Raw genomic sequence first — 22,378 nt, forward strand, 5'->3', positions numbered from 1 at the left:
GGCCGTCTCACGACATCGTCATTGTGTGCCGCTCAGATAGATCCGAGCAGCACCAGCAAGGCGAGCAGGCCAAGGGCCATGAGGAGCCTGATCGCCGTCGCGGTCAGGCTGTCCGGCCTGATCTGGAATCCGAACCACGGCAATGCGTGCCGCATCGCCAGCCCCGCAGACGCTTCGACGGTCGCGAACACGACGGCGATGCAGGCAATCGTGGACCAGGATGTGTCCGTGGGCATCCATGCCGCGAGCCAGGCCGGGAGGGAAGCTTTCAACGATGCAAGCAGTGCGAACCATCCGAACAGGGATGCGAAGCCCTTGATGATGTCGGGACCGACCGTATCCGGCTCGAACCGGATGCCGACCGTTACAAGCGCGTGTTCGATGCGCTCGCCGTCGGTGAGGAAGAGGAAGGCGCCGAGATAGAGCGGAACGCGCGAGTGGAAGAGCAGGGCGATGATGCCGAACAAAACCAAATAGCCGAAGGCATCGCCGAGAATGTCCGCGCCGCTCGTGCGCGGCGGCGCGGTCGCGGTCACGGCCTGGGGCTGCGGAAGCGATCGGGCGCGTGCCATGTGCTCCAGCATTCTGGCGCGCCGCTCCGGTGCGTAGGGCGCAGTACGGTGCATCCAGGACGGCGGTGCCGGCGAGGCAGCGCCGGTCTGGCGGTCCGAGGGGGATTTATGCTGCACCATGGCCTGTACCGGTTCCAACGGGACATTGGTCGTCGGTCAGGGGCGGGGAGGTTCATGGAGGGGCGGCGGATTTCGCCGTATCACCCGATCGGGCCGGATGATGGCGCTCCCTAGCAGTCCGTACAAATACCGATAGACAGCGATGCCCCACACTCATTAGTTGCAGCCTTTTGATTGAAAGGCTTGGAATGTTGCCCAAGATAATTGCCTACAGCATCGTCATTGCTGTCGTCGCCGGGGTTGCGTGGGTGGTGGCGCAGCGGCTGGGCGCCTCCATGGCCCGCTGGTCTCTCCGTATTCAGGCCCGGTACGTCAAGGCTGGTCAACCGCCCGGCTACCACGACCGCCTGAAGGCGATCCGCGCTCTCTACGCAGCATGGACACACGAGGAGGCGACCGTCTGGCAGATGTAGATTGGGCGGCCGTTCAATGTCGCCAGCCGTCCTTGTCGATCTCCCCCGAACGCCTTCCGGGATGCACGGCACTTCACCTTCGCCAGCAGCGTTGCAGGCCGGGCAGGGTGCGCCAGCGCCGCCACAGGTGCAGCCTCGTGGGCCATCCCAAGGACGGTCCGGGTGGTTCTCGCAAACCTAGCCGAGATCATCACAGTTCGTGCACGTTGTGGCCCCAGCAGCGGCCAGCGGCTCTTCTCGCTGGGCATCAGGCAACCGCGGGCAAGGGCAGCGCGAGCTGCATGTCGAAGCGCCTTGTGGCGTTAGCGGCAATGAAATCTTGCAGTGCGGACGAGACCTCAGCATCGGTATCGGCTGCGCGCTGGGCCAGTGCGTCGGCGACCTCGGAAGTCGCATCTCGCGACGCCCCCTCGACGGGATTGAAGGATACAATTCGGACCGGATAAGCGTACTGGCCGGACAGGAGATTTTGCAGGACCGTCTCGAGGTCGGTGTCAGCCTGATCAGATTCACGCCAAGCGCAGCCAGCGCGCGCACCGAAGTCTTCAAGCACTAGATAGATGTCGCGGTCGAGGTGGTCGGCGGGCACGATCGAGGGCGAGGAACGCGTACGCTACTCCGATATGACAAGGCGGGAGACGGCCCGGGCTCCAGGGCGTAGGCCGGGGCTGCTCCGCCAGCTGGCGGCGAGCCAGCGACGACTCAGATATTCGTCCGCCGCTGTGGTTCCTTTTCAAAACTCAAGCCGGCGCTGTCCGTATCTAATCAGTGTCCGAAGCTGATTTAAGGGATCGATCCTAACATGGTAGAAGGCAAGCCAGTTGGGGAATGCTCTTCCACGTCCGGCGCGGGCAACAGGAAGCCTGAGCCATTGATCAGCATTGCTGAGTGCCGAGAACATGCTGAACACTATAAGAGACTTTCTGGCGAAGGCAGCATTTCCAGGGATCGCGCAGCCGCCTTGAAAAACATCGGCCGAAGTTTCGTACGTTTGGCTGGCCAACTGGATAGACTGGCTTCCCTCGCGAGGAACGAGCAGAGGTAAGGCAGCCTCAGTTGGCGGCCTATGTCGGCCAGGACCTTCCTATTTGCGAGCCAGCAGATCTTCACCGGGCGGCATCAGCCCCACGTAGGTGCCGCTTTCGTGTTTTGACAGCCAGCCGCGCTCGATCGCGTATTTGAGCCCGACGCCGAACTCGCTGCCGCCACCCTTCAGCTTGAACATGAATGACGCGTTGATGCGCTCGATGTAGATGCGCCCGCCTTGGACATCCTCGACGCTCGCTGCGAGCTCGACGAGCTTGCGTGCGGCCGCCTCCGGGTCCGCATAGGGACGTTCTTCGGCGTGCTTCATCGGCGTGTCCCATTGACCGCCCGCGCGGCGGTGATATGCGCGCGGTGCTGGTAACTCTCCGCCGGTTTCCAGCTGTCGAATGTGATCCCGCAGACGCAGCGCATCAGCGTGCTCCGGAACTCGCTGTCGAGCTTCTCGCCCCGCGCCGGCTTGGCCGCTACCGCGGTCCGCCGGCCGCGATCGCGGCGCCATTCGGCGAAGAATGCTCGGCTCCAGTTCCGACCATGCGGTCTCGAAAGCCTCGCGCGCGGCTTCGAAGATGGCGGCTATGCCCCTTCGCCCGGTGCCTGGCCCATGCCGGGATAGAAGCCGACAGACCATCCACATTGATCGGCGTGCACGGGCACGCCGCGGGTGCCGATCGCGCCGATGCGGATGTCGTCGAAATAAATGTGCCAAGCCTCCTCGTGAGGATTGTCGGCGCGGCGGCGGGTGAGGGCGGTCATGGTAGGACTATGCACGCGAACGTAGAAAGAACAAATATTGTCGAGAACTGTGCAATAGGGTGTGTAACAGCCATTTAGACCGTTCCGTAAGAGTCTGATTTTGTAGATGGATTTTTGCGCGCTTGGCGCGTTGGCGCTCCCTAGCGGAATCGAACCGCTCTCTCCACCGTGAAAGGGTGGCGTCCTAACCGATAGACGAAGGGAGCAAACACAAGGCCGCGCCGCTTTTCGCGACACGGCCGCCGGCCACTCGAGTCGTGCCCGGCGGCTGCGGCGGGCGAACGTATAGTGGCCTTTGGCGCCGTGGGCAAGCCGTTCGGGACCGGTCTTTTGGCACCGGTGGATAGCGTCGGTCCCCGTTACATTCGCGGGTGATTTCAACGGTTTCTTAGGGGCCCTGAGCTAGCGCTGGAACCGGAGAAATTTTGTCCATGCCCCAGCCCAAGAAGCGCGCGGCCCGCAAATCGCTGTCGCGGCACGCCTGGATCACGCTCGACGGCGGATTCGCGGCGCGGCATTGCCTGGTCCAGGACATCTCCGATACCGGCGCGAAGATCACGCTGGACGAGGACGCGAGCCAGCTCCCGGGCGTGATCCGGATGGCGTTCGCGCGCGATGCCCGCACCGGGCGGAGCTGCCAGGTGGTCTGGCGCCGCGGCAACTCGGCCGGCGTCAAGTTCATCTGATCCCGGACGAGGCGACCCGGATGGCGCGCGGCGCCGGTCCGGGCTAGAACGGCTGCATGCGCGCGCCGCTCCTCATCCTCATCTCCTTGCTGGCCACCTCCGCGGCCGCGGCCGAGGCCCTGCGCCTTCCGCCCGCCGAGCGGCCGCAGGCCGGCAAGGCTCTGCCGTTGAAGGGGACAGGCGGCACGGCGAAGGCCGGCTCCTGCGCCTCCTACGGCCCGCGCTTCGTCATGGTCGAGGGCACCGGGACCTGTGTGAAGATCGGCGGCTCGATCAGCGTCGAGACCACGGTCAGGCGCTGAAGCCGATGCCGCCGGATCTCATGCGGCCCGACATCATCGTCCCCTTCGTGATGTATTGCGCGCTCTTGTTGTGGGTCGGCCGCGGCCTGAGCTGGACGGCCAAGCTCGCCACCGCCGCCGTGACGCTGGTGCTGATCATCTGCGTGCTGCTGGTCGAGCGCGGCTGGCGCTAGGCACCACCCCAAACAAAAACTGCGAAAACAACCCCATGCACAGTAGCCGTCAAGTCCCGGCGCGACGCTTGATGCGTGCGCCATGACGACGATTCATCGCGCGCTCAGCGCAGCTTGGGCCGCGCCGCCGGCTCACGACATCGGCGGTGCGACGAACTGGGCAAATCCGCCCCGTTCGCCGAGCTCGGCGAGCCAGCGGGTCAGATGCGGCTGCGCCGGACGGGTGATGCCCTCGACCCCAAGCCAGCGCCGCGCATAGGCGCCGATCGCGATGTCGGCCAGCGTGAACTGGTCGCCATCGATGAAGCGGCGCGACGAGAGCAGGCGGTCGGCGATGGCCCAGACCTCGGCGGCGGCATCGGCGTCCTGCTGCACCTTGATCATGTCGCGCTCGGCGGGCGGCGTGCGCACGATGCCCCAGAACACCGGGCGGTCGACCGGCTGCACCATCGACAGCGTCCAGTCGAGCCAGCGGTCGACCGAGGTGCGGTGCTTGATGGCCTCCGGATAGATCGGCGTGCCGCGGCCATGCGCGAGGCAGAGATAGCGCATGATGGAGTTCGATTCCCACAGCACGAAGTCGCCCTCGACCAGCGTCGGGATCCGCGCATTGGGATTCATCGCGAGATAGTCGGCCTCGCGGGTCTTGCCAAACGCCATGCCGGCATCGATGCGCTCATAGGGCAGGTCGAGCTCGGCGAGGCACCACAGCACCTTCTGCACGTTGACCGAGTTGGCGCGGCCCCAGATCGTCCGCTTGGTATCCGGCATGAAGTCCTCCCGCGTTTCGCTTTGGCGCGCGTGATAGCGGAATTCCTCAGGCGGAGCGACGGCGATTGCGGCGCGCCCCTCATGCAAAAAGCTCCGCCGTCGGCGGAGCTTTCATTGCAAGTCAACTCGGCAAGTTGAACTTGGCTAGTTGAGCATGGCAAATCGAACTTAACGAATCGAACCTGGCAGATCGAGCCCGATGATCAGTGGCCGAAGAACAGCCACAACAGAATGATCACCGGGATCGGCACGCCAAGCATCCACAGCAACAGTCCTCGTCCCATTGCGTCCTCCTCCAATCGTTATGTCGGAGGGACAACACGGGTCGCGAGGGCTGGTTCCTGCGGCGCGAGCCTACCAATGGCCGGTATTCGGCATCGACGACCAGGGCTCGGCCGGCGCCTTCGGCTCGCCCTTCTGCAGCAGCTCGATCGAGTGCAGATCCGGCGAGCGGACGAAGGCCATGTTGCCGTCGCGCGGCGGCCGGTTGATGGTGACGCCGGCCTTCATCAGCTGCGCGCAGGTGGCGTAGATGTCGTCGACCTCATAGGCGAGATGGCCGAAGAAGCGGTCCTCGCCGTATTTCTCCTCGTCCCAATTGTAGGTGAGCTCGACCAGCGGCGCGCCGCGCGTCTGCGGCTGCTTCTTCAGCGCCTCGAGATCGTCCGCCGAGCACAGGAAGACGAGCGTGAAGCGCCCCTTGTCATTCTCGATCCGCCGCACCTCCTTCAAGCCCAGAGCATCCTGGTAGAACTTCAGCGCGACATCGAGATTGCGCACGCGCAGCATGGTGTGGAGATAACGCATGGTTGTTGCTCCCTTGAACGGATGGGGTTTTGCTTTGGGCCGGGATGGCGGAGACAGGAGATAGCAGGAAAAGGGGATAAGGGGCAGGGGGCGGGGGCAAATGTGCGTGAGGACTGTCCGTTCGGCTCACTGCGTCACGTCTGAAGCAGTGCGGCCATCTCTTTCCAATGATAGATTCGGACCTTCTCCGTTTGATGCCGTGCGGCCTTGGCGATGGCGTGCGCGATCTCGTTGCCGGTAAGCCCGCGATACCGGTTGGCTGAGCCAACCAGTAGCGGATTGAGCACGCGCCAAATCGAGATAATAAGACGTTCACGCGGGCGGTCCTCGTCGCGCTCGCCCAGGATCATCGACGGGCGGAAAATATGCGTGTGGTCGAAATCGAGCGCGAGAATGTCCCGCTCCACCTCACCCTTGGTCCGGACATAGAACATGCCGGAGCCGGCGTTGGCGCCGACAGCCGTGACCAGGAACACGGACCGCGCGCCGTTCGCCTTGCCGATCTCGGCCGCCAGCAGCGGATAATCGTGATCGATCTTGTAATACTCAGCCTCGTCGGGCGTGTGCTTGCGCGCCGTTCCCAGCGCGATGAAGACCTCGTCCGCGACCAATTGCGGCTTCAGCGCAGGGAGCGAAGCGAGATCGCCGATCAGCACCGTGAGCTTCGGATGGCTGATCGCCAGCGGCTTGCGGGCCACGGCGATGACCTGCGAATAGTCGGGACCGTTCAACAGGTCGCGCAGCAAATGCGAGCCGATGAAGCCGGTCGCGCCGAAGAGAAGCGCAGTTTTCATTCAAGCCACCGTTTTGCGTTGATTGCCTGATCGCTTATTGAGGGACAGAGGGAGTGGGCGCCCGAAGGCGGGACTGAGGTGATAGTACACAACTAAGACGAGAATAAAGTGAACTACTGGCGATATCCAAAGTCCAAGAGTTAGTGAAGGCGCCCTCCGGGGCGGTTTTATTTACCCTTCTGCGGCCGGAACGGAATTACGGTGACAGTGCACTAAATAGATGCCACCCGATTTCGCGATCAAGATGCGGTATGGCCCGTCTTGCCCGTGTCGTCATTCCCGGTCATCCGCACCATGTCACCCAGCTCGGCAATGGCCGGTCGCGCACGTTCTTCGACGATGGCGATTACGCGCTCTATCGTGACCTGCTCGCCGCAAATTGCGGCGACGCCGGAGTTGAGGTGTGGGCCTGGTGCCTGATGCCAAACCACGTACATCTCATCCTGGTGCCGTCCGATCCTGACGGGCTGCGCCGCGCGCTGGCCCGTGTGCATCGAAGCTACGCCGGCACCATCCAGACGCGACGCAAGCGTACAAGTCACTTCGGGCAAGGTCGGTTCGGCGCCGTCGCCATGGACGAGCGTCATCTTGTGGCGGCGCTGCGTTACGTGTCGCTCAACCCCGTGCGGGCGCGGCTGGCACAGCGGGCGCAGGATTGGCGGTGGGCAAGCACGCGTGCCCATCTGCGCGGGCGGGATAACGGCCTGACCGCGCTGGCGCCGATCCGCGACCGTTTGCCCGAGTTCGCTGATCTACTGGCAATCGAGCCGGAGGCCGATCTATTCGGCGAGCTCCGCTCGGCGGAAAGCATCGGCCGCCCACTCGGCGACGACCGCTTTCTGGCCTGTATCGAACGCCAGACCGGGTGCATCCTCAACAAGCCAGCCAAGCGCGGTCCCAAGCCATCCGCGCCAGACGACGAATGAGGTCAGCCAATTAAGTGCACTGTCACCGTAATTCCAGTTATGCTGCAGCATGGCTTGCCCGTGTGGCCATCCCCGAAAAGCGGGGTGGGAAGCTCGCCTGCGATCCATCCTTCGAGACAGGATGAGGTCGCACTTTGCGGCGGGATACCCTCATTCCGGTACTAGCACGCGATACCGGAACAAATTGCTCGTCCCGTGGGGCACTGCTTAGGTGTATCCGGAGATGAAAACGTTAGCTCGCGCCGACTACGGCTTACGTTAAAATGTATGCACGGATTACTAGCCGCGATACGATCGAATAAGTCTGCCCAGGTCGCTGCCCTGTAGGTGCCCTGCACCGATAGTTGGCCGACCTCCCTAATAGCGGAAGCATCACCCGAGATTCTCAGGTTGAATCCGTCCCGTTTGGCAGTGGGAAGCGAGAATTGACGGATGATATTGTCGAGCTTCGTCCAATCGGCTTGTCCCGTACCCCACTCCTTGTACGGTACACTAGCGTGCGCCTCCGAAGCCTCTTGAATACGGTGTTTGACCCAATCGTACATTAGCGAAATTCGATCCGCGGGTTTTACGATCGAGAAATGATCGGCCGTGACAGGATAAGCGCGACCATCATGTGGCGTTTCCGCATAAAGTTCAGGGACCACCAAGTAGCCATACGTGGCTTGCATTTCATACGCGACGAATACTCGTGGGACTTGATCTCTGCGCCCCTGATCAAAGTAGTCCTTCCATTGATTTTCAACAGTCTGAAGAAAGGTATTTACATCATACGTTCGCAAATCCACGAGCGGGCGTGCTCCGCCGCCCATACGAGCCAGTATTTCGAGGTAATTAGCGGCGTTTGCCCCTTTTGCAGGAGTGGAAATAAAAATAATCCCGCTTATTTGTTGTCCGACGGTGGGGCTTCGTGCTTGCCAAAGATCAATCATTATTCGCTTCACAACCAAGCCGCCCATGCTGTGGCAAACAAAATAGATTTCGTTGTAATCGTCGAAGACCCTGTGATCCGCCAGCGTTGTTCGCACTACTGTGGCAATTTGCTCAATACTCATCCTTGATGTGACACCCGCGTCGTAGTTGATCGCGAGAATATCAAACGAGTCCATATCGGTATCTTCGGCAAGAAGCTGCGGCCAATAGGCGTGTGTCGTGTCATTTGTGAACGTTCCTCGCGCATCTCCGAGTATTCCGTGGGCAAAAACAATTATCTTATCCGCACCCCTTCTCTTAACAAATACATCCGGCTGTTGGGCGGCCGCGGTCAAGGTTAGACAAAATGAACTCGCCAGCAGGCAGACCACACCCAACATCAAGAAGTTAAGCCGCTTATCTCTCATCGCAGTCCCTCCGCGTCCGGGCGAACTGAGTTTTCAGCATGAGCAGAAACTGACCGTCGCGAAACTGCACACAGCCGAAGGTGATGGTTACGTTGTAATTTCTGCCTTCCACAGAAAGATGATCTGTCGAAACCCTTCCTTCCGATTCTGGCCCGAACAGCGAACGGCGTGCATCTGAGTATTGTGAAAGGAAGGCACGGTATAGCGGAAGCCTATCCGGAGCATTGCGTCCGAGAGCGCCGGCAATCAACGTTGCCATTGCCGGAACAGTATCTTGCCGCGCGGGACTAAGTAGTGCAAACGCGGCGCGATCAAATGGGTCGTCTCCGGGTCCCCCGACATCAGGCAAGATAACCCCTTGCCGCTGCAGCTCGTTCAAAAGTCGAGCGTTCTGATCGCGATTCCCGCCGCCGCCCGCGTTCCAATCCATCTTGCACGACTGGCTGTCGTTCTGCGTCTTGGTACAAGTGCCGCTTGCCGATGAATCTGCCGGAATGGCATCTCGGCAACTGCAATCAGTCGCGTGGCCTGTTGCGGTCATAGTCAGGAGGGCAATGCAGACCGGCAAAAGCCGTCCAACCGACCTTGCTCTTTCAAATGCAAAAATCGTCATAGGGACGTTCTCACTTTGACCGGCGCAGTAAAAAACAGCCCCTGGTTGAAGTCAATGTTCGCTTGGTCGTAGGGATTACCGACTGAACCGCCTTTGGCGTCAACAACGTCGGACATGTACTACTCGTCCCTACCAAGACGCGTGTCCGCCAAGCGCGGTCCGAAGCCGCAACCAACAGGGTGGCGATGGCGAATGAATTTGATGCACTGTCACCGTAATTCCGCCTATCGCTTGTCTCCGGTCACCTGTTCGCCCGGCAGGTTAGGCACGCCTTTTCGGATCCAGTCTGCATAGGACGACACGCGGGTGTAGACACCGAGGCCCGCCTTGGGGCTGTTGCAATCCTCGCCCAGACTGACGATCCCGACCTGATATTTCCGGCCCGCGCTGTTCAGCAGCACTGCCGGTCCTCCGGCACCCCGGTGCGCACATGCAACGGCGCCACCGTGTTCGAAGCCAGCGCAAAAGGTTCCCTCGGGCATGACCTTGCCTGGATACATTGCGGCACACATTGCGGCGTTGGCGATCGGGACCGGACTCTGCAAAAGGCTTGCCGGTTGCGATTTGAAGTCGAACCCTGCGACCAGCGTCAGTTCGCCAATTCTCGGATCAGCCGATTTCTGGGTTGCGATCGTGATGAAGGGCGGCGGCAATGCCGTGCCGATTTCAAGAATGGCGATGTCATCCCGCGCGGTGTCCTCCGAATACGTGGGATGAACGACGAACTTGGTGACCGGAATCCGCCGGCCAATTCTGACGTTTGGTCCATTGTCGGTCGCGGTGGCCACCTCGAACTTGCCGCGCCGTTCACCGGACATGCAGTTGGCCGCCGACAGCACCGCCTTCGGAGCAATCACGGTCCCGTTGCAAATGAAAGTGCCGTCCTCAAAGACGGACACCAGCCAAGGCCATTCCGCAACGGACGTGCCGGTTCCCCCGAGTATAGCCGGTGAAACGGACGATGGCAGCGGCACACGCTGCTTGGAGAGAATTTCGACATCTTCGTCGGGAACGGAGACCGGCGAGAGCTTGAACAGCACCCGGTAGGCCCAGTTTGTAATAAGAGTGTTGGCATCCGGTGTTACATTGGACGCGACGTCCTTCGCGATCTTGACATACTCCAGGTCGATCTTCTTTTTCTCGATCTCGCCCTGCCGACTATTGAGGATCTCGTTGCCGAAATATCCGATGAGCGCCACCACGATCGGGATCAGGAGCGGGACCGATATGCGCGAGATTTGCTCGAGCGTGTCGAGCAGTTGCCGATTCCGGACCGGCGTTTTCTCAGGCGCAACCTGAGAATCGTCCTTGGGGGTCGCCATCGATCCGGGCTCCTGTACGGAACACCATCTCCACCCCAGCCCAACGCCGCGCCCTACGGAACACGAATAGCTTAACGACCACATCTTCTGGTCGCAAGCGGCGAAGTGGCCTGCGGGACTTTCGACCTATGGGCATGCCACCCCGTCACCGGCGTGTGGACGTGGCGCCGCTCACTTCGCCTTCGGAAGCCGTCCGGCAGCCGGGTCGCCAAACTCCCGCTGTTGCGCGTATGTTGAAGCTCGCCGACCTCAACGGTCAAACCCTCGGCAGTTGAACCCCGCCAGAGGTGGGGCGACTAAACGCCATGGCCGCATTCGTTGCAGAACTCCTGTTTGATCTCATCGGAAGCCTCGTTGGCAACTGGCTGAGGCAGGCTGCGGTGGCGGTTTGTGCGTGGCTCGATACGAAGATTCACGGCCGCGCTGCACGCCTTGTCGTGGGCGGCCTTCTCGGGCTCGCCGCCTACTTCCTCGTTCCTGTCGTCGCCGGTCTGCTGGGTTTTTGATGCTCTCCCTGAAGGCGAACCTCATCATCGCGCTGGCCCTCGGGGCGCTCATCTCGGCGGTGCTCCTCGCCATCGAGCCGCTGACCGACTTCGCTTATCTTTCGCTGGAGTGGCCCGGCATCACCGCTGCGTATTTTTTCTGGGGCGCGGTCGGAGGCTCCAGCTTCGCAGGGATTGCCATATCCTGGCTCGTGAATGCACTCACCTACGGTCTTTGTGCTTTCGCCATTCTCTGTGTTCTCAGCGCTCTCAGGCTGCTGGCCGGGCCAAAGACTTGAAAAGCGCGGCTACCCTTTGGAGCTCACGAAAGCCAAGCCCAGCAAAGGCGCGGTGGAGATCCACGCCATGAGGGCTTCATGAAGCGCTGGCTCCAAAGCATCGGAAAGATTGCGAGGGTTGCGGCGCTTTGCGGGACCGTCGTGTGGCTTGTGCTTCTGACGAGTTCTCCCCAGGTGCCCGATGCCGCGCATCCTGAACGCTACGCGCACCGGCACGATGTCCGGTATGTGAGCCAAGAGATGGGGGCGACTCTGCGAATTCTGCTCGGCTCGCCGTTTGCTCTGGTCCTGGTGGCGTTCGGATGTCACTTCGCGACCAGGGACATGCGAGATGGGACGTAGCCGCAGCGTGTCCGTCGCTGCTGGACGATGCTTCGCATCGCCGGGGGCGCTGCGTCCGGGGCAGGAGCGCACATGAAAAGCCGCCCCTGACATGGCCAGGGGCGGTTTTCTGAAAGCCGGTCTTAGTGACCAGTGCCGGGCTTCGTCGTCTTCGGCGGCTTGCCGTCTTCGACGCGGCCTTCGTTGCGGAGGTCACGACCCTCCTGAGCCTTCTTTTGGCTCTCGGGCGACTTGCCGTGCTCGTTCAGCTCTTCCTTGATGTAACCGGCGGCTTCCTTGGCTTTACCTTCAACGCTCATTGGAATCTCCTCATCTGGAGATGGGTCAATGTGCGGGAGAGCCGACCGTTCCTATCCGCCGGTCATTGTGAGAATGCGCTTGCCGTCGGCAACTACGCAGCAATCCGTCGTTCGACAGGCGCCGTCAGATATTTGAGCATCTGCGCATGCTCGAGGTTGGGAACCGCAATCGCCGTGTGGCTGTAGATCAATTACGGTGACAGTGCACCAAATTGACGCCACCCGGGAGGCCGTTCTGTTCGGCGCTCCACTCTGCGGAAAGCGTCGGCCGCCCGCTCGGCGACGACCACTTTCTAGCACGCATTGAGCGCCAGTAATCGGGCGAAGTTGAAATAGATCAACCTTGATGATGTGCATAGTCGATACCGGAAAATGTTGCTTGCAGTCTCTTCGGTAGGAATGAGCCGCAAAAGGATAGTCAGTCGTTCAATCATGGACACATAAGGAGACGCGCAAATGAGGAAGCTTGCTTCGGTAGGACTGATCGCCGCGGCCATGTTCGCTAATCCGGCCATGGCCGCGTGGTATGACCAAAACGGTGCAGCCGTCCGTGCCTCCAACGTCGTTCACTGCATCCGGGCTCCAGACGTTGGCAGTTTTGCCGGAGCTCCGTTCAATAAGCCTCCCTGCGAACCGGCAACCTGGCGTAGGGCGGCGTGGCACGACAAAACCGGTGCAGTCGTCCCTGCCTCCAACGTCGTTCACTGTGTCCGGGCTCCAGACGTTGGCAGTTATGCCGGAGGTCCGTTCAATAAGCCTCCCTGCGAACCGGCAACCTGGCGCTGAGGGGCCAGGTAACACAAAAAGCGCGTATGGGTGGGCGCAACGTCCTGCCTGTCCGGCGCCGCCTTCTTCGACCTCTACACCGACTTGCTCGAAGGGAGCGGCAAGATGCCGCCAACGTTCCCTGCGAAGCGAATGTTCAATGTCGGGACGGTTCGTTGACGCTGTGCGCTGGTGCCAAAATCACCGAGCGCACACAAGAGAGCAACTGGCTGCCCGCGAGTGGCCAGTTCTCGCTTTGCATTCGCGCCTACGGCGCTCCGCTTTGCGGAAAGCATCGGCCGCCCGCTCGGCGACGACCGCTTTCTGGCCCGTATCGAACGCCAGACCGAGCGCATCCTCAAACCAGCCAAGCGCGGGCCCAAGACATCTGCGCCACAAGCCATCTGCGCCAGACGAATGAGGTCGGCTAATTGAGTAGACTGTCACCGTAATTTCTACAGCTTCCCGAACTCATCCAGAGTTCTGATGACCAAAGGCATGAACTCATTGCCGCCGCCGTGGCCGGCGTCTTCGAGAATATGCAGCCTGGAAGTCGTCCATCGCTTGTGCAGTTGCCACGCCGTGGACAACGGACCGCTGACGTCGAAACGGCCATGGATCAGGGCGCCGGGAATGCCGTTCAATCTCGATGCGTCGCGGATCAATTGATCCTCCTCGAGAAATGCGGCGTGGCGCCAATAGTGAGTGACCAGACGCGCAAATCGTAGTCGAAACTCCGCGTCGTTAAATCGGGGATTTGGCCGATGTCCCGGGGTGAGCGAGACGTGCGCATCCTCCCACTCGCACCATGCCCGGGCGGCTCTGTCACGAACGGTCTCGTCGGCATCGGCAAGCATGATTGCGTAGGCATCGACGAGCGGCATGCCGCGGAGATGCCGGGGGACAGTCTCGGAAAGGTGCTCCCATTCCCTTGGAAAGATGCGCCCGACATCCCTGGTGATCCATTGCACCTCGGTACGCGATGTCGTCGTCACGAATCCGAGCGCCATCGCTTTCACGCGTCCCGGATGAGCTTGTGCGTAGGCCAGGCCAAGCGTGGTTCCCCAGGACAAGCCCAGGATGATCCAGCTTTCGACACCGAGCAGTTCGCGCAGCCTCTCGATGTCTGCGACAAGGTGAGAGGTGGTATTGCTTGCCAGGTTCGAACTCAACTGACTTGCGAGTGGAAGGCTGCGACCAGAGCCACGCTGATCGAACAGCACAGCCCTATAGACGTTCGGATCGAAAAATCGTCTTTGACCAACAGAGCAGCCCGTGCCCGGGCCGCCATGCAGGAAAAGCGCCGGCTTGCCCGTGGGATTGCCGCAACATTCCCAATAAATCTGGTGGCCGTCCCCCACATCCAGCAAGCCAGTCTCGTATGGCTCGATAGGCTGGAACTGAGCCATCGCTTTCTCCCGATGCCTTTTGGCAGCCCTTCTCTATGCCGCAATAGCGGGCTTTGGCAGGCCGGATCTACCGGGCGAACGATTTTAGTGCCCTGTCACCGGATCGCACGAGCTGAACCGCCCCGGTATTGCCGAGAGCTATCGCGTATGAAGAAAACGCTGCTGGACGCTCGCCTGCAGCTAGGCAGCGATCCGTCGTTCGACAGGCGCCGTCAGATATTTGAGCATCTGCGCATGTTCGAGGTCGGGAACCGCGATCGCCGTGTGGCTGTAGATCGCATGGGTCCGCGAATTGGCGATTCTGTCCAGGATCTCTTTGCCCTTGATGACGTGGAGGCCCATGCCCTCCTGCGAGGGGAAGATCGCCAGCACCACGTCGTAAGCCGCGATGACGGCCTTGAGCGCTTCGGCTTTGTCCTCGGCGATGTCAACAAACACGCGAACATCAGCCGCGAGTTCACGCAGCTCGTCAAAATTCAGCACTGTGGGTTTACTCCAACGCAACGATACTGGCGGGGAGAGTGGATGGGTTAGGTTACCGAAGTCTCAACAAGGTGTGCCGGGCCGCAGCTTTCACGACGAGGTGACGCGATGGCTGGGGATAACCGGGTTGCGGTGACGGTCCGCTCATTTCGGCGCAGCGCGCCTAGCGCTTGGCTTCGTCGTTGCGAAGCCTGTTATCCCAGGCCTCGTCCACGAGCTTCAAGGCGCTGCCGTCGTAGCTCAGCTTGAGCCCGCGGCCGACGATCCACGTCCATCCCTCGCGGGCGTCCCTGGTCGGCTGGGCGTTGAACTGGTCGGAGATCGATTTGACGGCCGCGTCCTGCGGCCCCGGATTGTTCAACTCGGCATCGACGCGCCGGATGGGGTGGCCGGCGTCGACGTCGTCATTATAGACCGTGACCTTGGCGCCGTTGATTTCGCATTCGAGGATGTACGAACCTCGACCCTGTCGGCAGCGGTAGTGACGTTGCGTGACGAGCTTGTTGGCCTCCTCGAATGTCATCCCGGGCGAAAAGCCGAAGATGTCGGACTTCTTGACCTGTGCCAGAGACGCAGGCTTCAGAAACTCCGGCTGGATGGCGACCAGGGCGGCGACCGCAACGACGATCAGGCCGGCGATAACAATGGCAATCTTCATCAGCCCCTCACGAGAAACATCCGACCATATACCAGCCGGCGCGCTTCACCAGGAAACCAAAAGCGAAAGCCCCGCCTGGGGGAAGCGGGGCTCGCTGATGGGGGTGAAGCTTGGGGACTTCAATTAGTTAGACGCGCCAGCGGCAGAATGGTTCAAAGCCAACGCGGCAGCATGCCGCGACACTTTCACGGTAAGGGGTGGAACCCCCGCACAAGGCATGCTTGTGTTTTGGGCCTCAATGGGTTCTAAGCCCCGTGACTTCATGACCTCCGGCGTGAATCAGCATCACACTCGCGTGGTTCAGCCGCGTCCTGAGCAGGATCTGCTCACCCGCACAAAAGGAAATTCAGACATGGCGAAGATGACGAAAACCCAATTGATTGATGCAATTGCCGAGGGCACGCAGCTGTCGAAGAACGACGTGAAGTCGGTCATCGAGTACATGGCGACGGTCGGCTACAAGGAGCTCAACGAGTCCGGCGAGTTCGTCATTCCCGGCTTCGTCAAGATGTCGGTCGTGAACAAGCCGGCGACCGAAGCCCGCATGGGCGTCAATCCCTTCACCAAGGAGCCGATGCAGTTCGCGGCGAAGCCGGCGAGCAAGTCGGTGAAGGCCTCGCCGCTGAAGGTGGCCAAGGACTCCGTCTAAGGGGCTCGCGACGTCGTCGCGGCGGCTTCCCGCCGCAACGATCGCCGGCTAGTGTGCAGGACACGGACAAGGAACTCTCGGGCGTCATCAGGCTTTGCTTCCCAAAGGGAGACGTCACATGGCCAGTCTGAGCGAGGAACAGATCCGGGAACGTGCCTATCATCTCTGGCGGGAAGCCGGCGAGCCCGCGGGGAGGATGGACACTTTCTGGTATGAGGCCGAGAGGATGCTCCTCGCCGAGCGGGCCGCGCAAGGCGAAGTCCCGCCGGGGCTGAACGACAATCTGCCGGTCTGACGGTCAACAAAGGCCGTACGGAAATTTGCCGCGCGCCGGAAACTTGTCCGGCGTCCGGCGGTTGAGATGACGGCGACGGAATCTTGCGCGAAGCTGACAGTCGTCAAAGCAGCCACCCGGTGTAACGCCCGTGTGGCTGCTTTGTTGTTCGCTGCCGTGTTGTCCGACGGCGCCGCAAAGAAAAAACCCGGCGTTGGGGGCCGGGGCTTCTCAAAGCTGGACAGCCGCGTCGCACAGCCACCAGCACCACTGAATTCGGCCCGACAACGCGGGGCGGGGACATTCGTTCCGGCCGCTACTTCGGCGGCACCGACACATCGATGATCGCCGGCGGATCGATCTGGCGCTCGCGCCAGACGATGAATTCGCATTTGGGATTGAGCCACTGATATTCGGAGCCGCGCGCCTTGAGGTGCGCAAGCGCCGCATCGTGCGCCGTGGTCTCGTCGGGGGCCTCGACCATGATCTCCACGGTCTCCTCGATCTGACGAACCACTTCGACGGCGTAGAATTTCCTGGTCACGGTCCCTCGCTCCGGAATGACTAACGGGGAGGGCGACGGCGCGTTCCCAAAAGAAAAACCCCGCGCTTGCGCACGGGGCTCTCTTGGCCGGCGGCGATGGGATTTCAGCGCCTGGCCGCCAGCGCCTCGAACTTAAGGTTGAAAATCCAAAAAGCAACCCGCCGTGGCGACTAAGTGTTGGTCAGACGGCTTTCCACGTGAGCGGGCGCGGAAATCGCCTGCTTTCAGGGACCCCCGCAGCTCCCGTCAGGCTCGAGGCGATGTGTGTGGGGAAATCGCGCGCGAGGGGCTGGACTTTTTGTTCTCATTTTGTTCTAGTTGGGCATCACGTTGGAGGTGACGCATGACCATCGAGAAACAGCGCGAAGTGATCCGGCTCTGGAATCAGCTGAGGAAGGTCGAGGGGCCGGCCGCGGAAGAGCTCCGCATCCAGATCCTCGAATGTTTTTCCGAGAAGGCCAACGCCAAGCGAGCGGCGTGAGGCGCGCCGGCGGGCCACGACGGCGACCCAGTCAGCGCGATCTCGTCCGCCGTTGAAAATCCTGCCGATGAAGTCGTGACGGCGCGCGCCTTCATCGATCGTTAGGAGTCGCGCCGCGCTGATTTTCTCGACTCCGATTCGTTCCTTGCGAACGAAATGGAGTCGGATGCAGAACAAGGCGTGCCTTCTGTGTCGATGCGGGACAGGCCTTGTCGCCGCAACTAAGCGTGATGCTTCGCACGGTCCCGTCCTCGTGTCATCGCTATCGAAAGAGGCGAGGGAGAGCGACATGGATGCGTGCTGGTTTCTCGCCGAGATCGTCAAGGTGTTCTGGTCCGACAGGCACAAGCGGCTGCGCAAAGGTAGGCCCTCGGTGCCGCAGGTGCCGCCGCCACTGAAGTGCGACGACACGGAGTGATCGGGCTTTCCTTGTGATCGCGCGTTCGCTTTCGTCGCGATCGACACCACTTGTTAAGAGACGCTCCGCGCCGATTTCTTCGATTCCGATTCGTTCTTCGAGAACGAAACGCAGGCGAAGCTGGAACAAAGCCGTACCCGTTCAGGAGTTTTGGTGACGTGGTCTGAAGCGGCGCGCGGGATCTCAAGGCTTGCGCAAACTCCTAACGAAAATTTGCGGGAAAGCCGATAACCCTATTCGGTTAGGTTAAAACCCCAATCGCGTTGCGCTTGCCGCTGCTTGGGATAGGTGTCTGGCAAGGACAAGAAACGACTTTGCCCAGAAGCAAGTTTGCATGACACCTTTTTCAGAACCATCCTTTTATCAAGGCGACCGCCACACCTACCGGCGCGTCGCCGTCGTCGGCTCGCTGTTCTGCCTCGCCTTCGTGATGATCAGCTTCTCGCTGCGGCCGCAGCTCGAGGACACGCGCGTCGCGGTCAAGGCCGACCGGCTGGTGCGCACGGCAGGCCACGCGCCCCACACCAATTAGCGCTCGTCGCCGTAGATGCGGTCGTCGGCGGAATGGTCCGGGCACGCGGTGCCGCGGCGCGCAAGCGCGACGAAGCCGGCATAGCCGGACAGGTTGAGCAGAACTTCAAGCCACGCGGGCATGTCGGGTCCCTTCTTGCGTGAAGAGGACTCAACGTGCGCGGGAAACATTTGTTCCGTGCTCGCCAGAAACAAACCCGCTTACAGCGGAGAGGAGGGGTCCAGCCGCCGGCCGAGGGTCGCAACGGACGCGCTCGAGGGCTGCTCCTTGAGGAACTCGGCGATGGCCCGCGCCAGTTCGCCGTCGCTCATCGGCGTCGGCGGCGGGCGCAGCGCGCCGACACCGAAGTTGCGCACGATTTCGTCGTAGTGCTGGTCGCGCGATTTGGGGACGAGCCTGCGGATGCGCCCCAGCAAAGCGGATAACGGCAATGGGTCCTCCTCGGCATCCGTCCCGTTGGCAGCCATTGATGTCTGCTGCCATTTCTTTTGACGAAACCAAAAACCCCGCCAGCATCGCGGAGACGCTGACGGGGCATCGTGCTGTCGCCTCAACCGGATAGCGGAGGCTTCCGCACTCGCAGATGCAATCCGCCGAACCGGCTTTCGTTCCGATCGTGCCGATATTTTTCTGCCGTCCTGGTTCCACCCCTCGCGCGCAACCATCGCGGGCTCCCGACGTTGTCCCTACGAGACGCGAAGGAGAAGAGTCATGAAGAAGACACTGGCAGTTCTGGCCACCGTTGCGGCCGTCGGCGTGACCGCGGTCGCGGCGCCTGCGCCCGCAGAGGCGCGCGGTCGCGGCATTGGCCCGGGCCTCGCATTCGGCCTCGCCGCCGGCGCGATCACCGCGGGCGCGATCGCTGCGTCGCATCCGTACGGCTATTATGGTCCGGGCTACGGCTATTATGGCGGGCCCGCCTATTACAGCCCCGGCCCGTATGCCTATTACGGCGATGGGCCCTACTACCACCGCCGCCACTACTACCGCGGCTGGTAACGGCTGACCAAGTGAAAAGCCCGGAGCGATGCTCCGGGCTTTTTTTCATGCGTGGCGATCGGAGGCGCCTTATGGCCAGAGCGAGGGCCGCTCCACCTTGCGCGCATTGTCGAGCGTCGACACGAAATACTCTTCGCGCTCGCGCTGGAATCTTTCCTGCGTGGCACGGAAGGCGGCAACACGGGCGGCGATCTCTTCGCGTTCGCGGATTTTGCGTTGTTCGTCTTCGGTCATGTCAAATCCCCTCTACACGTCAGTATGTGTGCACTTCAATATGTGTGCACGGCCGAACTCACGCACTGCCGCCGCAATCACGTTGAGTCGCGTTAACACATGCATTGGCGCTTCTGATTGGGGCGTCAATGGGGAGGAGGCATTGCAGGATTGTGATAAGCGAAGGTCGGAAAAAATTGCCGACCGCGGCTTGCGCGATTCTCGCGCGGCAGTGGATAACAGCGTCAACGATCTTGCCGCCTGCGCATGGTGCAGCCGGCGCAAGGCCAGCCCGGGAGGCCGCAAGTGATTGCATCGGATCTTCACAGCGGCGTCGAACGACTCGGCGACATGATCGCCGAGTCGAGGACCATCGTGCCGTTCACCGGCGCGGGCATCTCCACCGAATGCGGCATCCCGGACTTCCGCTCGCCGGGCGGAATCTGGACGCGCAACCGTCCGATCCCGTTTGACGAATTCGTCGCCAGCCAGGAAGCTCGCGACGAATCCTGGCGCCGCCGCTTTGCGATGGAATCGGTCTTTGCCGCGGCCAGGCCCGGCCGTGGTCATCGCGCGCTCGCCTCGCTCTACCGCGCCGGCAAGGTTCCCGCCGTCATCACCCAGAACATCGACAATCTGCACCAGGCCTCGGGCTTTGCCGCCGAGCACGTCATCGAGCTTCACGGCAATACCACCTATGCGCGCTGCATCGGATGCGGGCAGGCCTATCAGCTCGACTGGGTGAAGCGCCGCTTCGATGAAGATGGCGGCGCTCCCAACTGCACTACGTGCGACGAGCCGGTGAAGACCGCGACGATCTCGTTCGGCCAGATGATGCCCGACGACGAAATGCAGCGCGCGACCGCGCTGTCGCAAGCCTGTGACCTCTTCATCGCGATCGGCTCCTCGCTCGTGGTGTGGCCGGCGGCGGGCTTTCCGATGATGGCGAAGAACGCCGGTGCACGTCTGGTGATCATCAATCGCGAGCCGACCGATCAGGACGACATCGCCGACCTCGTCATCCGCCACGACATCGGCGAGACCCTCGGGCCCTTTGTCGCAAATTGAGGCAGCAGTTTGATTCGCGGCTGTGCAAGCTGTTCATAGGTTCCGGCGAATCTCTTTTTTATCTATGCGTCTCAACCGGGAGTGTTATCTTTTGAGTCGAAAGATTCGCGTCGCGTCGAATTGAGAATATTCTCTTAAGACGCGTGATTCGACGCCGCCGCTGAGGCGGGTTGCAATGGGCAGTGTGGGGTCCGGGGTTATGGGGTCGTCGGACGGATTTGAGTCCAAGAAGATCGGAGTTCCCGCTGTGGGCGAGCACGGCGGCGGTCGCGATAACGCGCTAAGTCCGTTCAGCGGACTTGGTGAAGGCAGTGCCAACCTCGTCGAGGTTCACGGCGTCATCAAATGGTTCGACGCTTCAAAGGGCTACGGCTTCATCGTTCCCGACAATGGCTGGCCGGACGTGCTGCTGCACGTCACCGTACTCAGGCGCGACGGCTTCCAGACCGCCTATGAGGGCGCCCGCATCGTCGTCGAGTGCATCCAGCGCGCCAAGGGCTACCAGGCCTTCCGCGTGGTCTCGATGGACGAGTCGACCGCGATCCATCCGGCGCAGATGCTGCCACCGCGCACCCACGTCACGGTCACCGCGACCAGCGGGCTGGAGCGGGCTCAGGTCAAATGGTTCAACCGCCTGCGCGGCTTCGGCTTCCTGACCTGCGGCGAGGGCACGCCCGACATCTTCGTGCACATGGAGACGCTGCGCCGCTTCGGCATGACCGAGCTCAGGCCCGGCCAATATGTCCTGGTCCGCTTCGGGCCCGGCTCCAAGGGCATGATGGCGGCCGAGATCCATCCCGAGACGGGATCGCCAGGGCTTTCTTCGCACTAGAAAGCTTGCAGTCGCACTAGCGGCTGCCGATCGCCAGCTCCCGCAATCGTGACAAGAGGCGCGCCGCCCGTCCGGCGCGCCTCTGGCTTTTGTCGCGGTCGCCGCGTAAGGACTGGTCCAGTCCCACGCCCCCTTGAGTATCGTCCCATGAATTTTGACCGAAAGGCCGTCTGGTCCATTGCAAGGGGCTGGCTGGCCGCCATCCTCGTCGTCGGCTGTGCCGTCGCGAGCGCGCCAGTGCGCGCCGCCAGCTCCCAGCCGCTCGAGATCGTCACCAGGAACGGCGTGCAGGTGTTCTCGGTGGAAATGGCGACGACCGAGGAGGAGAAGCAGACCGGGCTGATGTACCGCAAGGAACTGGCCGACGGCAAAGGCATGCTGTTCGACTTCAAACCCGAGCAGGAAGTGTCGATGTGGATGAAGAACACCTACGTCTCGCTCGACATGATCTTCATCCGCGCCGACGGCCGCATCCTGCGCATCGCCGAAAACACCGAGCCGCTGTCGACCAAGATCATCTCGTCCCAGGGGCCCGCGCGGGCCGTGCTGGAGGTGGTGGCGGGAACGGCGCAGAAATACGGCATCCGTCCCGGCGACCGCGTCGGCCACCCGCTGTTCGGCACCAAGTAGGGCGACCCGGCGGGGGTATTGGCGCCTTGCTGGCGGCTTGAAAGCTTGATGGCGCTTTGGGAAGCGTGTATCGACGGGGCTCGCTGGACATTCGGGGTATAGCGCAGCCTGGTAGCGCGGCAGTTTTGGGTACTGCAGGTCGTTGGTTCGAATCCAGCTGCCCCGACCAGTCCCGACCTTGATTCTCCTAGGGTTTTTTTCCGCGATTCTGACACACGGTTTTCTTGCGCGTTCGATCGCCATCGCGCGCCGCTTGCTCGCTTCGGCAAGCGGCGAGAGTTCCGACCAGCTTGCAGCGGATCAAGCCCAAGCTCATTGCGCGAGGGCCGGCCGCAGCTCGCGCCAAGTGGTAAGGCCTG

At 61.7% G+C, this 22,378-nt stretch carries 35 protein-coding genes and 2 tRNA genes; 18 read left to right on the forward strand and 19 right to left on the reverse strand.

Annotated features, from left to right (window positions below; translation table 11 throughout):
• Positions 1-32: 32 nt before the first annotated feature.
• Complete coding sequence (locus tag AB7008_RS25280; protein ID WP_441259699.1) at positions 33-692, reverse strand: hypothetical protein; 660 nt, start codon at positions 690-692, stop codon at positions 33-35.
• A 188-nt stretch (positions 693-880) separates the two neighbouring features.
• Between AB7008_RS25280 and AB7008_RS25285 the strand changes: the two genes are divergently transcribed.
• Positions 881-1,105 (forward strand): hypothetical protein, encoded by a 225-nt coding sequence (locus AB7008_RS25285; protein WP_041958236.1) that lies wholly within the window; start codon positions 881-883, stop codon positions 1,103-1,105.
• A gap of 247 nt (positions 1,106-1,352) precedes the next feature.
• On the opposite strand, the gene AB7008_RS25290 is transcribed toward AB7008_RS25285, so the two are convergent.
• From AB7008_RS25290 to AB7008_RS25305, 4 genes are all read right to left on the reverse strand, one after another.
• Positions 1,353-1,694, reverse strand: a complete 342-nt coding sequence (locus AB7008_RS25290; RefSeq protein ID WP_441259700.1) for a hypothetical protein — start codon at positions 1,692-1,694, stop codon at positions 1,353-1,355.
• A gap of 495 nt (positions 1,695-2,189) precedes the next feature.
• The gene (locus AB7008_RS25295) at positions 2,190-2,459 is read right to left on the reverse strand and encodes a hypothetical protein (RefSeq protein ID WP_248883232.1); all 270 of its coding nucleotides are present in this window, start codon (positions 2,457-2,459) and stop codon (positions 2,190-2,192) included.
• A gap of 266 nt (positions 2,460-2,725) precedes the next feature.
• The gene (locus tag AB7008_RS25300; RefSeq protein ID WP_441259701.1) at positions 2,726-2,905 is read right to left on the reverse strand and encodes a hypothetical protein; all 180 of its coding nucleotides are present in this window, start codon (positions 2,903-2,905) and stop codon (positions 2,726-2,728) included.
• A 131-nt stretch (positions 2,906-3,036) separates the two neighbouring features.
• Positions 3,037-3,111, reverse strand: a tRNA-Glu gene (locus AB7008_RS25305).
• A 225-nt stretch (positions 3,112-3,336) separates the two neighbouring features.
• Between AB7008_RS25305 and AB7008_RS25310 the strand changes: the two genes are divergently transcribed.
• From AB7008_RS25310 to AB7008_RS25320, 3 genes are read left to right on the forward strand one after another with little or no spacing between them, the layout of a single operon-like run.
• Entirely contained in the window at positions 3,337-3,591 is a 255-nt protein-coding gene (locus AB7008_RS25310; protein WP_028161307.1) for a PilZ domain-containing protein, read from the forward strand.
• Positions 3,592-3,647: 56 nt separating this feature from the next.
• Positions 3,648-3,893, forward strand: coding sequence for a hypothetical protein (locus AB7008_RS25315; protein WP_248883234.1), 246 nt, complete (start codon positions 3,648-3,650; stop codon positions 3,891-3,893).
• Between the two features lie 5 nt (positions 3,894-3,898).
• Entirely contained in the window at positions 3,899-4,066 is a 168-nt protein-coding gene (locus AB7008_RS25320) for a hypothetical protein (RefSeq protein ID WP_014495480.1), read from the forward strand.
• Between the two features lie 132 nt (positions 4,067-4,198).
• Here AB7008_RS25320 and AB7008_RS25325 read toward each other — a convergent pair whose 3' ends face one another.
• From AB7008_RS25325 to AB7008_RS25335, 3 genes are all read right to left on the reverse strand, one after another.
• Positions 4,199-4,837: a glutathione S-transferase family protein gene (locus tag AB7008_RS25325; RefSeq protein ID WP_441259702.1), complete on the reverse strand. Its 639-nt coding sequence runs from the start codon at positions 4,835-4,837 to the stop codon at positions 4,199-4,201.
• A gap of 354 nt (positions 4,838-5,191) precedes the next feature.
• On the reverse strand, positions 5,192-5,644 hold the full coding sequence (locus tag AB7008_RS25330) for a VOC family protein (protein WP_014495478.1): 453 nt from the start codon (positions 5,642-5,644) through the stop codon (positions 5,192-5,194).
• A 134-nt stretch (positions 5,645-5,778) separates the two neighbouring features.
• The gene (locus AB7008_RS25335) at positions 5,779-6,438 is read right to left on the reverse strand and encodes an NAD(P)H-binding protein (protein ID WP_441259703.1); all 660 of its coding nucleotides are present in this window, start codon (positions 6,436-6,438) and stop codon (positions 5,779-5,781) included.
• A gap of 251 nt (positions 6,439-6,689) precedes the next feature.
• Here AB7008_RS25335 and AB7008_RS25340 point away from each other — a divergent pair, with 251 nt between their 5' ends.
• Positions 6,690-7,364: a transposase gene (locus tag AB7008_RS25340; protein ID WP_441259704.1), complete on the forward strand. Its 675-nt coding sequence runs from the start codon at positions 6,690-6,692 to the stop codon at positions 7,362-7,364.
• 161 nt (positions 7,365-7,525) lie between these two features.
• Here AB7008_RS25340 and AB7008_RS25345 read toward each other — a convergent pair whose 3' ends face one another.
• From AB7008_RS25345 to AB7008_RS25355, 3 genes are all read right to left on the reverse strand, one after another.
• The gene (locus AB7008_RS25345) at positions 7,526-8,704 is read right to left on the reverse strand and encodes an esterase/lipase family protein (protein WP_441259705.1); all 1,179 of its coding nucleotides are present in this window, start codon (positions 8,702-8,704) and stop codon (positions 7,526-7,528) included.
• The gene (locus AB7008_RS25350; RefSeq protein ID WP_441259706.1) at positions 8,694-9,317 is read right to left on the reverse strand and encodes a hypothetical protein; all 624 of its coding nucleotides are present in this window, start codon (positions 9,315-9,317) and stop codon (positions 8,694-8,696) included. Before AB7008_RS25350 ends, AB7008_RS25345 begins: the two co-directional genes overlap by 11 nt.
• A gap of 224 nt (positions 9,318-9,541) precedes the next feature.
• Positions 9,542-10,639: a S1 family peptidase gene (locus AB7008_RS25355; protein ID WP_441259707.1), complete on the reverse strand. Its 1,098-nt coding sequence runs from the start codon at positions 10,637-10,639 to the stop codon at positions 9,542-9,544.
• 305 nt (positions 10,640-10,944) lie between these two features.
• Between AB7008_RS25355 and AB7008_RS25360 the strand changes: the two genes are divergently transcribed.
• Positions 10,945-11,145, forward strand: coding sequence for a hypothetical protein (locus tag AB7008_RS25360; protein WP_441259708.1), 201 nt, complete (start codon positions 10,945-10,947; stop codon positions 11,143-11,145).
• A complete protein-coding gene (locus tag AB7008_RS25365) occupies positions 11,145-11,423 on the forward strand; it encodes a hypothetical protein (protein WP_441259709.1) in 279 nt (92 codons plus the stop codon). Before AB7008_RS25360 ends, AB7008_RS25365 begins: the two co-directional genes overlap by 1 nt.
• Before the next feature lie 464 nt (positions 11,424-11,887).
• On the opposite strand, the gene AB7008_RS25370 is transcribed toward AB7008_RS25365, so the two are convergent.
• A complete protein-coding gene (locus AB7008_RS25370; RefSeq protein WP_254119220.1) occupies positions 11,888-12,064 on the reverse strand; it encodes a hypothetical protein in 177 nt (58 codons plus the stop codon).
• Positions 12,065-12,876: 812 nt separating this feature from the next.
• Between AB7008_RS25370 and AB7008_RS25375 the strand changes: the two genes are divergently transcribed.
• Positions 12,877-13,260 (forward strand): DUF1214 domain-containing protein, encoded by a 384-nt coding sequence (locus AB7008_RS25375; RefSeq protein WP_441259710.1) that lies wholly within the window; start codon positions 12,877-12,879, stop codon positions 13,258-13,260.
• A 24-nt stretch (positions 13,261-13,284) separates the two neighbouring features.
• Here the strand turns inward: AB7008_RS25375 and pip are convergent, their stop codons facing one another.
• The 3 genes from pip to AB7008_RS25390 all read right to left on the reverse strand — a co-directional run bounded on the left by pip (position 13,285) and on the right by AB7008_RS25390 (position 15,379).
• The gene (gene pip, locus AB7008_RS25380; RefSeq protein ID WP_441259711.1) at positions 13,285-14,238 is read right to left on the reverse strand and encodes a prolyl aminopeptidase; all 954 of its coding nucleotides are present in this window, start codon (positions 14,236-14,238) and stop codon (positions 13,285-13,287) included.
• Between the two features lie 180 nt (positions 14,239-14,418).
• Positions 14,419-14,721, reverse strand: a complete 303-nt coding sequence (locus AB7008_RS25385; protein WP_028150997.1) for a hypothetical protein — start codon at positions 14,719-14,721, stop codon at positions 14,419-14,421.
• Between the two features lie 163 nt (positions 14,722-14,884).
• Positions 14,885-15,379, reverse strand: a complete 495-nt coding sequence (locus AB7008_RS25390) for a hypothetical protein (RefSeq protein ID WP_304489676.1) — start codon at positions 15,377-15,379, stop codon at positions 14,885-14,887.
• A 352-nt stretch (positions 15,380-15,731) separates the two neighbouring features.
• Here AB7008_RS25390 and AB7008_RS25395 point away from each other — a divergent pair, with 352 nt between their 5' ends.
• Positions 15,732-16,028 (forward strand): HU family DNA-binding protein, encoded by a 297-nt coding sequence (locus AB7008_RS25395; RefSeq protein WP_007591377.1) that lies wholly within the window; start codon positions 15,732-15,734, stop codon positions 16,026-16,028.
• A gap of 118 nt (positions 16,029-16,146) precedes the next feature.
• A complete protein-coding gene (locus tag AB7008_RS25400) occupies positions 16,147-16,323 on the forward strand; it encodes a DUF2934 domain-containing protein (RefSeq protein WP_014495465.1) in 177 nt (58 codons plus the stop codon).
• Between the two features lie 295 nt (positions 16,324-16,618).
• Here AB7008_RS25400 and AB7008_RS25405 read toward each other — a convergent pair whose 3' ends face one another.
• Positions 16,619-16,846 carry a hypothetical protein gene (locus AB7008_RS25405; protein ID WP_028161317.1) on the reverse strand — a complete coding sequence of 76 codons (228 nt, stop codon included), beginning with the start codon at positions 16,844-16,846 and terminating at the stop codon, positions 16,619-16,621.
• Positions 16,847-17,189: 343 nt separating this feature from the next.
• On the opposite strand from AB7008_RS25405, the gene AB7008_RS25410 reads away from it, so the two are divergent.
• The 3 genes from AB7008_RS25410 to AB7008_RS25420 all read left to right on the forward strand — a co-directional run bounded on the left by AB7008_RS25410 (position 17,190) and on the right by AB7008_RS25420 (position 18,277).
• Positions 17,190-17,327: a hypothetical protein gene (locus AB7008_RS25410; protein WP_014495463.1), complete on the forward strand. Its 138-nt coding sequence runs from the start codon at positions 17,190-17,192 to the stop codon at positions 17,325-17,327.
• 289 nt (positions 17,328-17,616) lie between these two features.
• Positions 17,617-17,745, forward strand: a complete 129-nt coding sequence (locus AB7008_RS25415; RefSeq protein ID WP_283842825.1) for a hypothetical protein — start codon at positions 17,617-17,619, stop codon at positions 17,743-17,745.
• Positions 17,746-18,079: 334 nt separating this feature from the next.
• Complete coding sequence (locus tag AB7008_RS25420) at positions 18,080-18,277, forward strand: hypothetical protein (RefSeq protein WP_304489677.1); 198 nt, start codon at positions 18,080-18,082, stop codon at positions 18,275-18,277.
• On the opposite strand, the gene AB7008_RS25425 is transcribed toward AB7008_RS25420, so the two are convergent.
• Positions 18,274-18,399 carry a hypothetical protein gene (locus AB7008_RS25425; RefSeq protein WP_135213555.1) on the reverse strand — a complete coding sequence of 42 codons (126 nt, stop codon included), beginning with the start codon at positions 18,397-18,399 and terminating at the stop codon, positions 18,274-18,276. The genes AB7008_RS25420 and AB7008_RS25425 overlap by 4 nt on opposite strands.
• A gap of 78 nt (positions 18,400-18,477) precedes the next feature.
• Positions 18,478-18,744 (reverse strand): hypothetical protein, encoded by a 267-nt coding sequence (locus AB7008_RS25430; protein ID WP_253571044.1) that lies wholly within the window; start codon positions 18,742-18,744, stop codon positions 18,478-18,480.
• 244 nt (positions 18,745-18,988) lie between these two features.
• Between AB7008_RS25430 and AB7008_RS25435 the strand changes: the two genes are divergently transcribed.
• Positions 18,989-19,276 carry a hypothetical protein gene (locus tag AB7008_RS25435; RefSeq protein WP_014495458.1) on the forward strand — a complete coding sequence of 96 codons (288 nt, stop codon included), beginning with the start codon at positions 18,989-18,991 and terminating at the stop codon, positions 19,274-19,276.
• A gap of 69 nt (positions 19,277-19,345) precedes the next feature.
• Here the strand turns inward: AB7008_RS25435 and AB7008_RS25440 are convergent, their stop codons facing one another.
• A complete protein-coding gene (locus tag AB7008_RS25440) occupies positions 19,346-19,510 on the reverse strand; it encodes a hypothetical protein (protein WP_166096472.1) in 165 nt (54 codons plus the stop codon).
• Positions 19,511-19,795: 285 nt separating this feature from the next.
• Between AB7008_RS25440 and AB7008_RS25445 the strand changes: the two genes are divergently transcribed.
• From AB7008_RS25445 to AB7008_RS25460, 4 genes are all read left to right on the forward strand, one after another.
• Positions 19,796-20,557, forward strand: coding sequence for an SIR2 family NAD-dependent protein deacylase (locus tag AB7008_RS25445; protein ID WP_441259712.1), 762 nt, complete (start codon positions 19,796-19,798; stop codon positions 20,555-20,557).
• Between the two features lie 199 nt (positions 20,558-20,756).
• A complete protein-coding gene (locus AB7008_RS25450; protein ID WP_028161321.1) occupies positions 20,757-21,389 on the forward strand; it encodes a cold-shock protein in 633 nt (210 codons plus the stop codon).
• Between the two features lie 147 nt (positions 21,390-21,536).
• Positions 21,537-22,019 (forward strand): DUF192 domain-containing protein, encoded by a 483-nt coding sequence (locus AB7008_RS25455; RefSeq protein WP_441259713.1) that lies wholly within the window; start codon positions 21,537-21,539, stop codon positions 22,017-22,019.
• A gap of 92 nt (positions 22,020-22,111) precedes the next feature.
• Positions 22,112-22,188 (forward strand) — tRNA-Pro (locus tag AB7008_RS25460).
• Positions 22,189-22,378 lie beyond the last annotated feature (190 nt).

Source organism: Bradyrhizobium sp. 521_C7_N1_3 (assembly GCF_052075975.1).
GTDB classification, from domain to species: Bacteria; Pseudomonadota; Alphaproteobacteria; order Rhizobiales; family Xanthobacteraceae; genus Bradyrhizobium; species Bradyrhizobium japonicum.

What these genes read in the sequence shown, in the direction of transcription:
- AB7008_RS25440 (WP_166096472.1), bottom strand. Translation starts at nt 19,510, where the DNA reads ATGACCGAAGACGAACAACGCAAAATCCGCGAACGCGAAGAGATCGCC.
- AB7008_RS25365 (WP_441259709.1), top strand. Translation starts at nt 11,145, where the DNA reads ATGCTCTCCCTGAAGGCGAACCTCATCATCGCGCTGGCCCTCGGGGCG.
- AB7008_RS25330 (WP_014495478.1), bottom strand. Translation starts at nt 5,644, where the DNA reads ATGCGTTATCTCCACACCATGCTGCGCGTGCGCAATCTCGATGTCGCG.
- AB7008_RS25375 (WP_441259710.1), top strand. Translation starts at nt 12,877, where the DNA reads ATGGGTGGGCGCAACGTCCTGCCTGTCCGGCGCCGCCTTCTTCGACCT.
- AB7008_RS25325 (WP_441259702.1), bottom strand. Translation starts at nt 4,837, where the DNA reads ATGCCGGATACCAAGCGGACGATCTGGGGCCGCGCCAACTCGGTCAAC.
- AB7008_RS25410 (WP_014495463.1), top strand. Translation starts at nt 17,190, where the DNA reads ATGACCATCGAGAAACAGCGCGAAGTGATCCGGCTCTGGAATCAGCTG.
- AB7008_RS25355 (WP_441259707.1), bottom strand. Translation starts at nt 10,639, where the DNA reads ATGGCGACCCCCAAGGACGATTCTCAGGTTGCGCCTGAGAAAACGCCG.
- AB7008_RS25340 (WP_441259704.1), top strand. Translation starts at nt 6,690, where the DNA reads ATGGCCCGTCTTGCCCGTGTCGTCATTCCCGGTCATCCGCACCATGTC.
- AB7008_RS25400 (WP_014495465.1), top strand. Translation starts at nt 16,147, where the DNA reads ATGGCCAGTCTGAGCGAGGAACAGATCCGGGAACGTGCCTATCATCTC.
- AB7008_RS25345 (WP_441259705.1), bottom strand. Translation starts at nt 8,704, where the DNA reads ATGAGAGATAAGCGGCTTAACTTCTTGATGTTGGGTGTGGTCTGCCTG.
- AB7008_RS25320 (WP_014495480.1), top strand. Translation starts at nt 3,899, where the DNA reads ATGCCGCCGGATCTCATGCGGCCCGACATCATCGTCCCCTTCGTGATG.
- AB7008_RS25435 (WP_014495458.1), top strand. Translation starts at nt 18,989, where the DNA reads ATGAAGAAGACACTGGCAGTTCTGGCCACCGTTGCGGCCGTCGGCGTG.
- AB7008_RS25430 (WP_253571044.1), bottom strand. Translation starts at nt 18,744, where the DNA reads ATGGCTGCCAACGGGACGGATGCCGAGGAGGACCCATTGCCGTTATCC.
- AB7008_RS25360 (WP_441259708.1), top strand. Translation starts at nt 10,945, where the DNA reads ATGGCCGCATTCGTTGCAGAACTCCTGTTTGATCTCATCGGAAGCCTC.
- AB7008_RS25280 (WP_441259699.1), bottom strand. Translation starts at nt 692, where the DNA reads ATGGTGCAGCATAAATCCCCCTCGGACCGCCAGACCGGCGCTGCCTCG.
- AB7008_RS25370 (WP_254119220.1), bottom strand. Translation starts at nt 12,064, where the DNA reads ATGAGCGTTGAAGGTAAAGCCAAGGAAGCCGCCGGTTACATCAAGGAA.
- AB7008_RS25395 (WP_007591377.1), top strand. Translation starts at nt 15,732, where the DNA reads ATGGCGAAGATGACGAAAACCCAATTGATTGATGCAATTGCCGAGGGC.
- AB7008_RS25315 (WP_248883234.1), top strand. Translation starts at nt 3,648, where the DNA reads ATGCGCGCGCCGCTCCTCATCCTCATCTCCTTGCTGGCCACCTCCGCG.
- pip (WP_441259711.1), bottom strand. Translation starts at nt 14,238, where the DNA reads ATGGCTCAGTTCCAGCCTATCGAGCCATACGAGACTGGCTTGCTGGAT.
- AB7008_RS25420 (WP_304489677.1), top strand. Translation starts at nt 18,080, where the DNA reads ATGACACCTTTTTCAGAACCATCCTTTTATCAAGGCGACCGCCACACC.
- AB7008_RS25295 (WP_248883232.1), bottom strand. Translation starts at nt 2,459, where the DNA reads ATGAAGCACGCCGAAGAACGTCCCTATGCGGACCCGGAGGCGGCCGCA.
- AB7008_RS25310 (WP_028161307.1), top strand. Translation starts at nt 3,337, where the DNA reads ATGCCCCAGCCCAAGAAGCGCGCGGCCCGCAAATCGCTGTCGCGGCAC.
- AB7008_RS25285 (WP_041958236.1), top strand. Translation starts at nt 881, where the DNA reads ATGTTGCCCAAGATAATTGCCTACAGCATCGTCATTGCTGTCGTCGCC.
- AB7008_RS25455 (WP_441259713.1), top strand. Translation starts at nt 21,537, where the DNA reads ATGAATTTTGACCGAAAGGCCGTCTGGTCCATTGCAAGGGGCTGGCTG.
- AB7008_RS25450 (WP_028161321.1), top strand. Translation starts at nt 20,757, where the DNA reads ATGGGGTCGTCGGACGGATTTGAGTCCAAGAAGATCGGAGTTCCCGCT.
- AB7008_RS25300 (WP_441259701.1), bottom strand. Translation starts at nt 2,905, where the DNA reads ATGACCGCCCTCACCCGCCGCCGCGCCGACAATCCTCACGAGGAGGCT.
- AB7008_RS25425 (WP_135213555.1), bottom strand. Translation starts at nt 18,399, where the DNA reads ATGCCCGCGTGGCTTGAAGTTCTGCTCAACCTGTCCGGCTATGCCGGC.
- AB7008_RS25350 (WP_441259706.1), bottom strand. Translation starts at nt 9,317, where the DNA reads ATGACGATTTTTGCATTTGAAAGAGCAAGGTCGGTTGGACGGCTTTTG.
- AB7008_RS25415 (WP_283842825.1), top strand. Translation starts at nt 17,617, where the DNA reads ATGGATGCGTGCTGGTTTCTCGCCGAGATCGTCAAGGTGTTCTGGTCC.
- AB7008_RS25390 (WP_304489676.1), bottom strand. Translation starts at nt 15,379, where the DNA reads ATGAAGATTGCCATTGTTATCGCCGGCCTGATCGTCGTTGCGGTCGCC.
- AB7008_RS25335 (WP_441259703.1), bottom strand. Translation starts at nt 6,438, where the DNA reads ATGAAAACTGCGCTTCTCTTCGGCGCGACCGGCTTCATCGGCTCGCAT.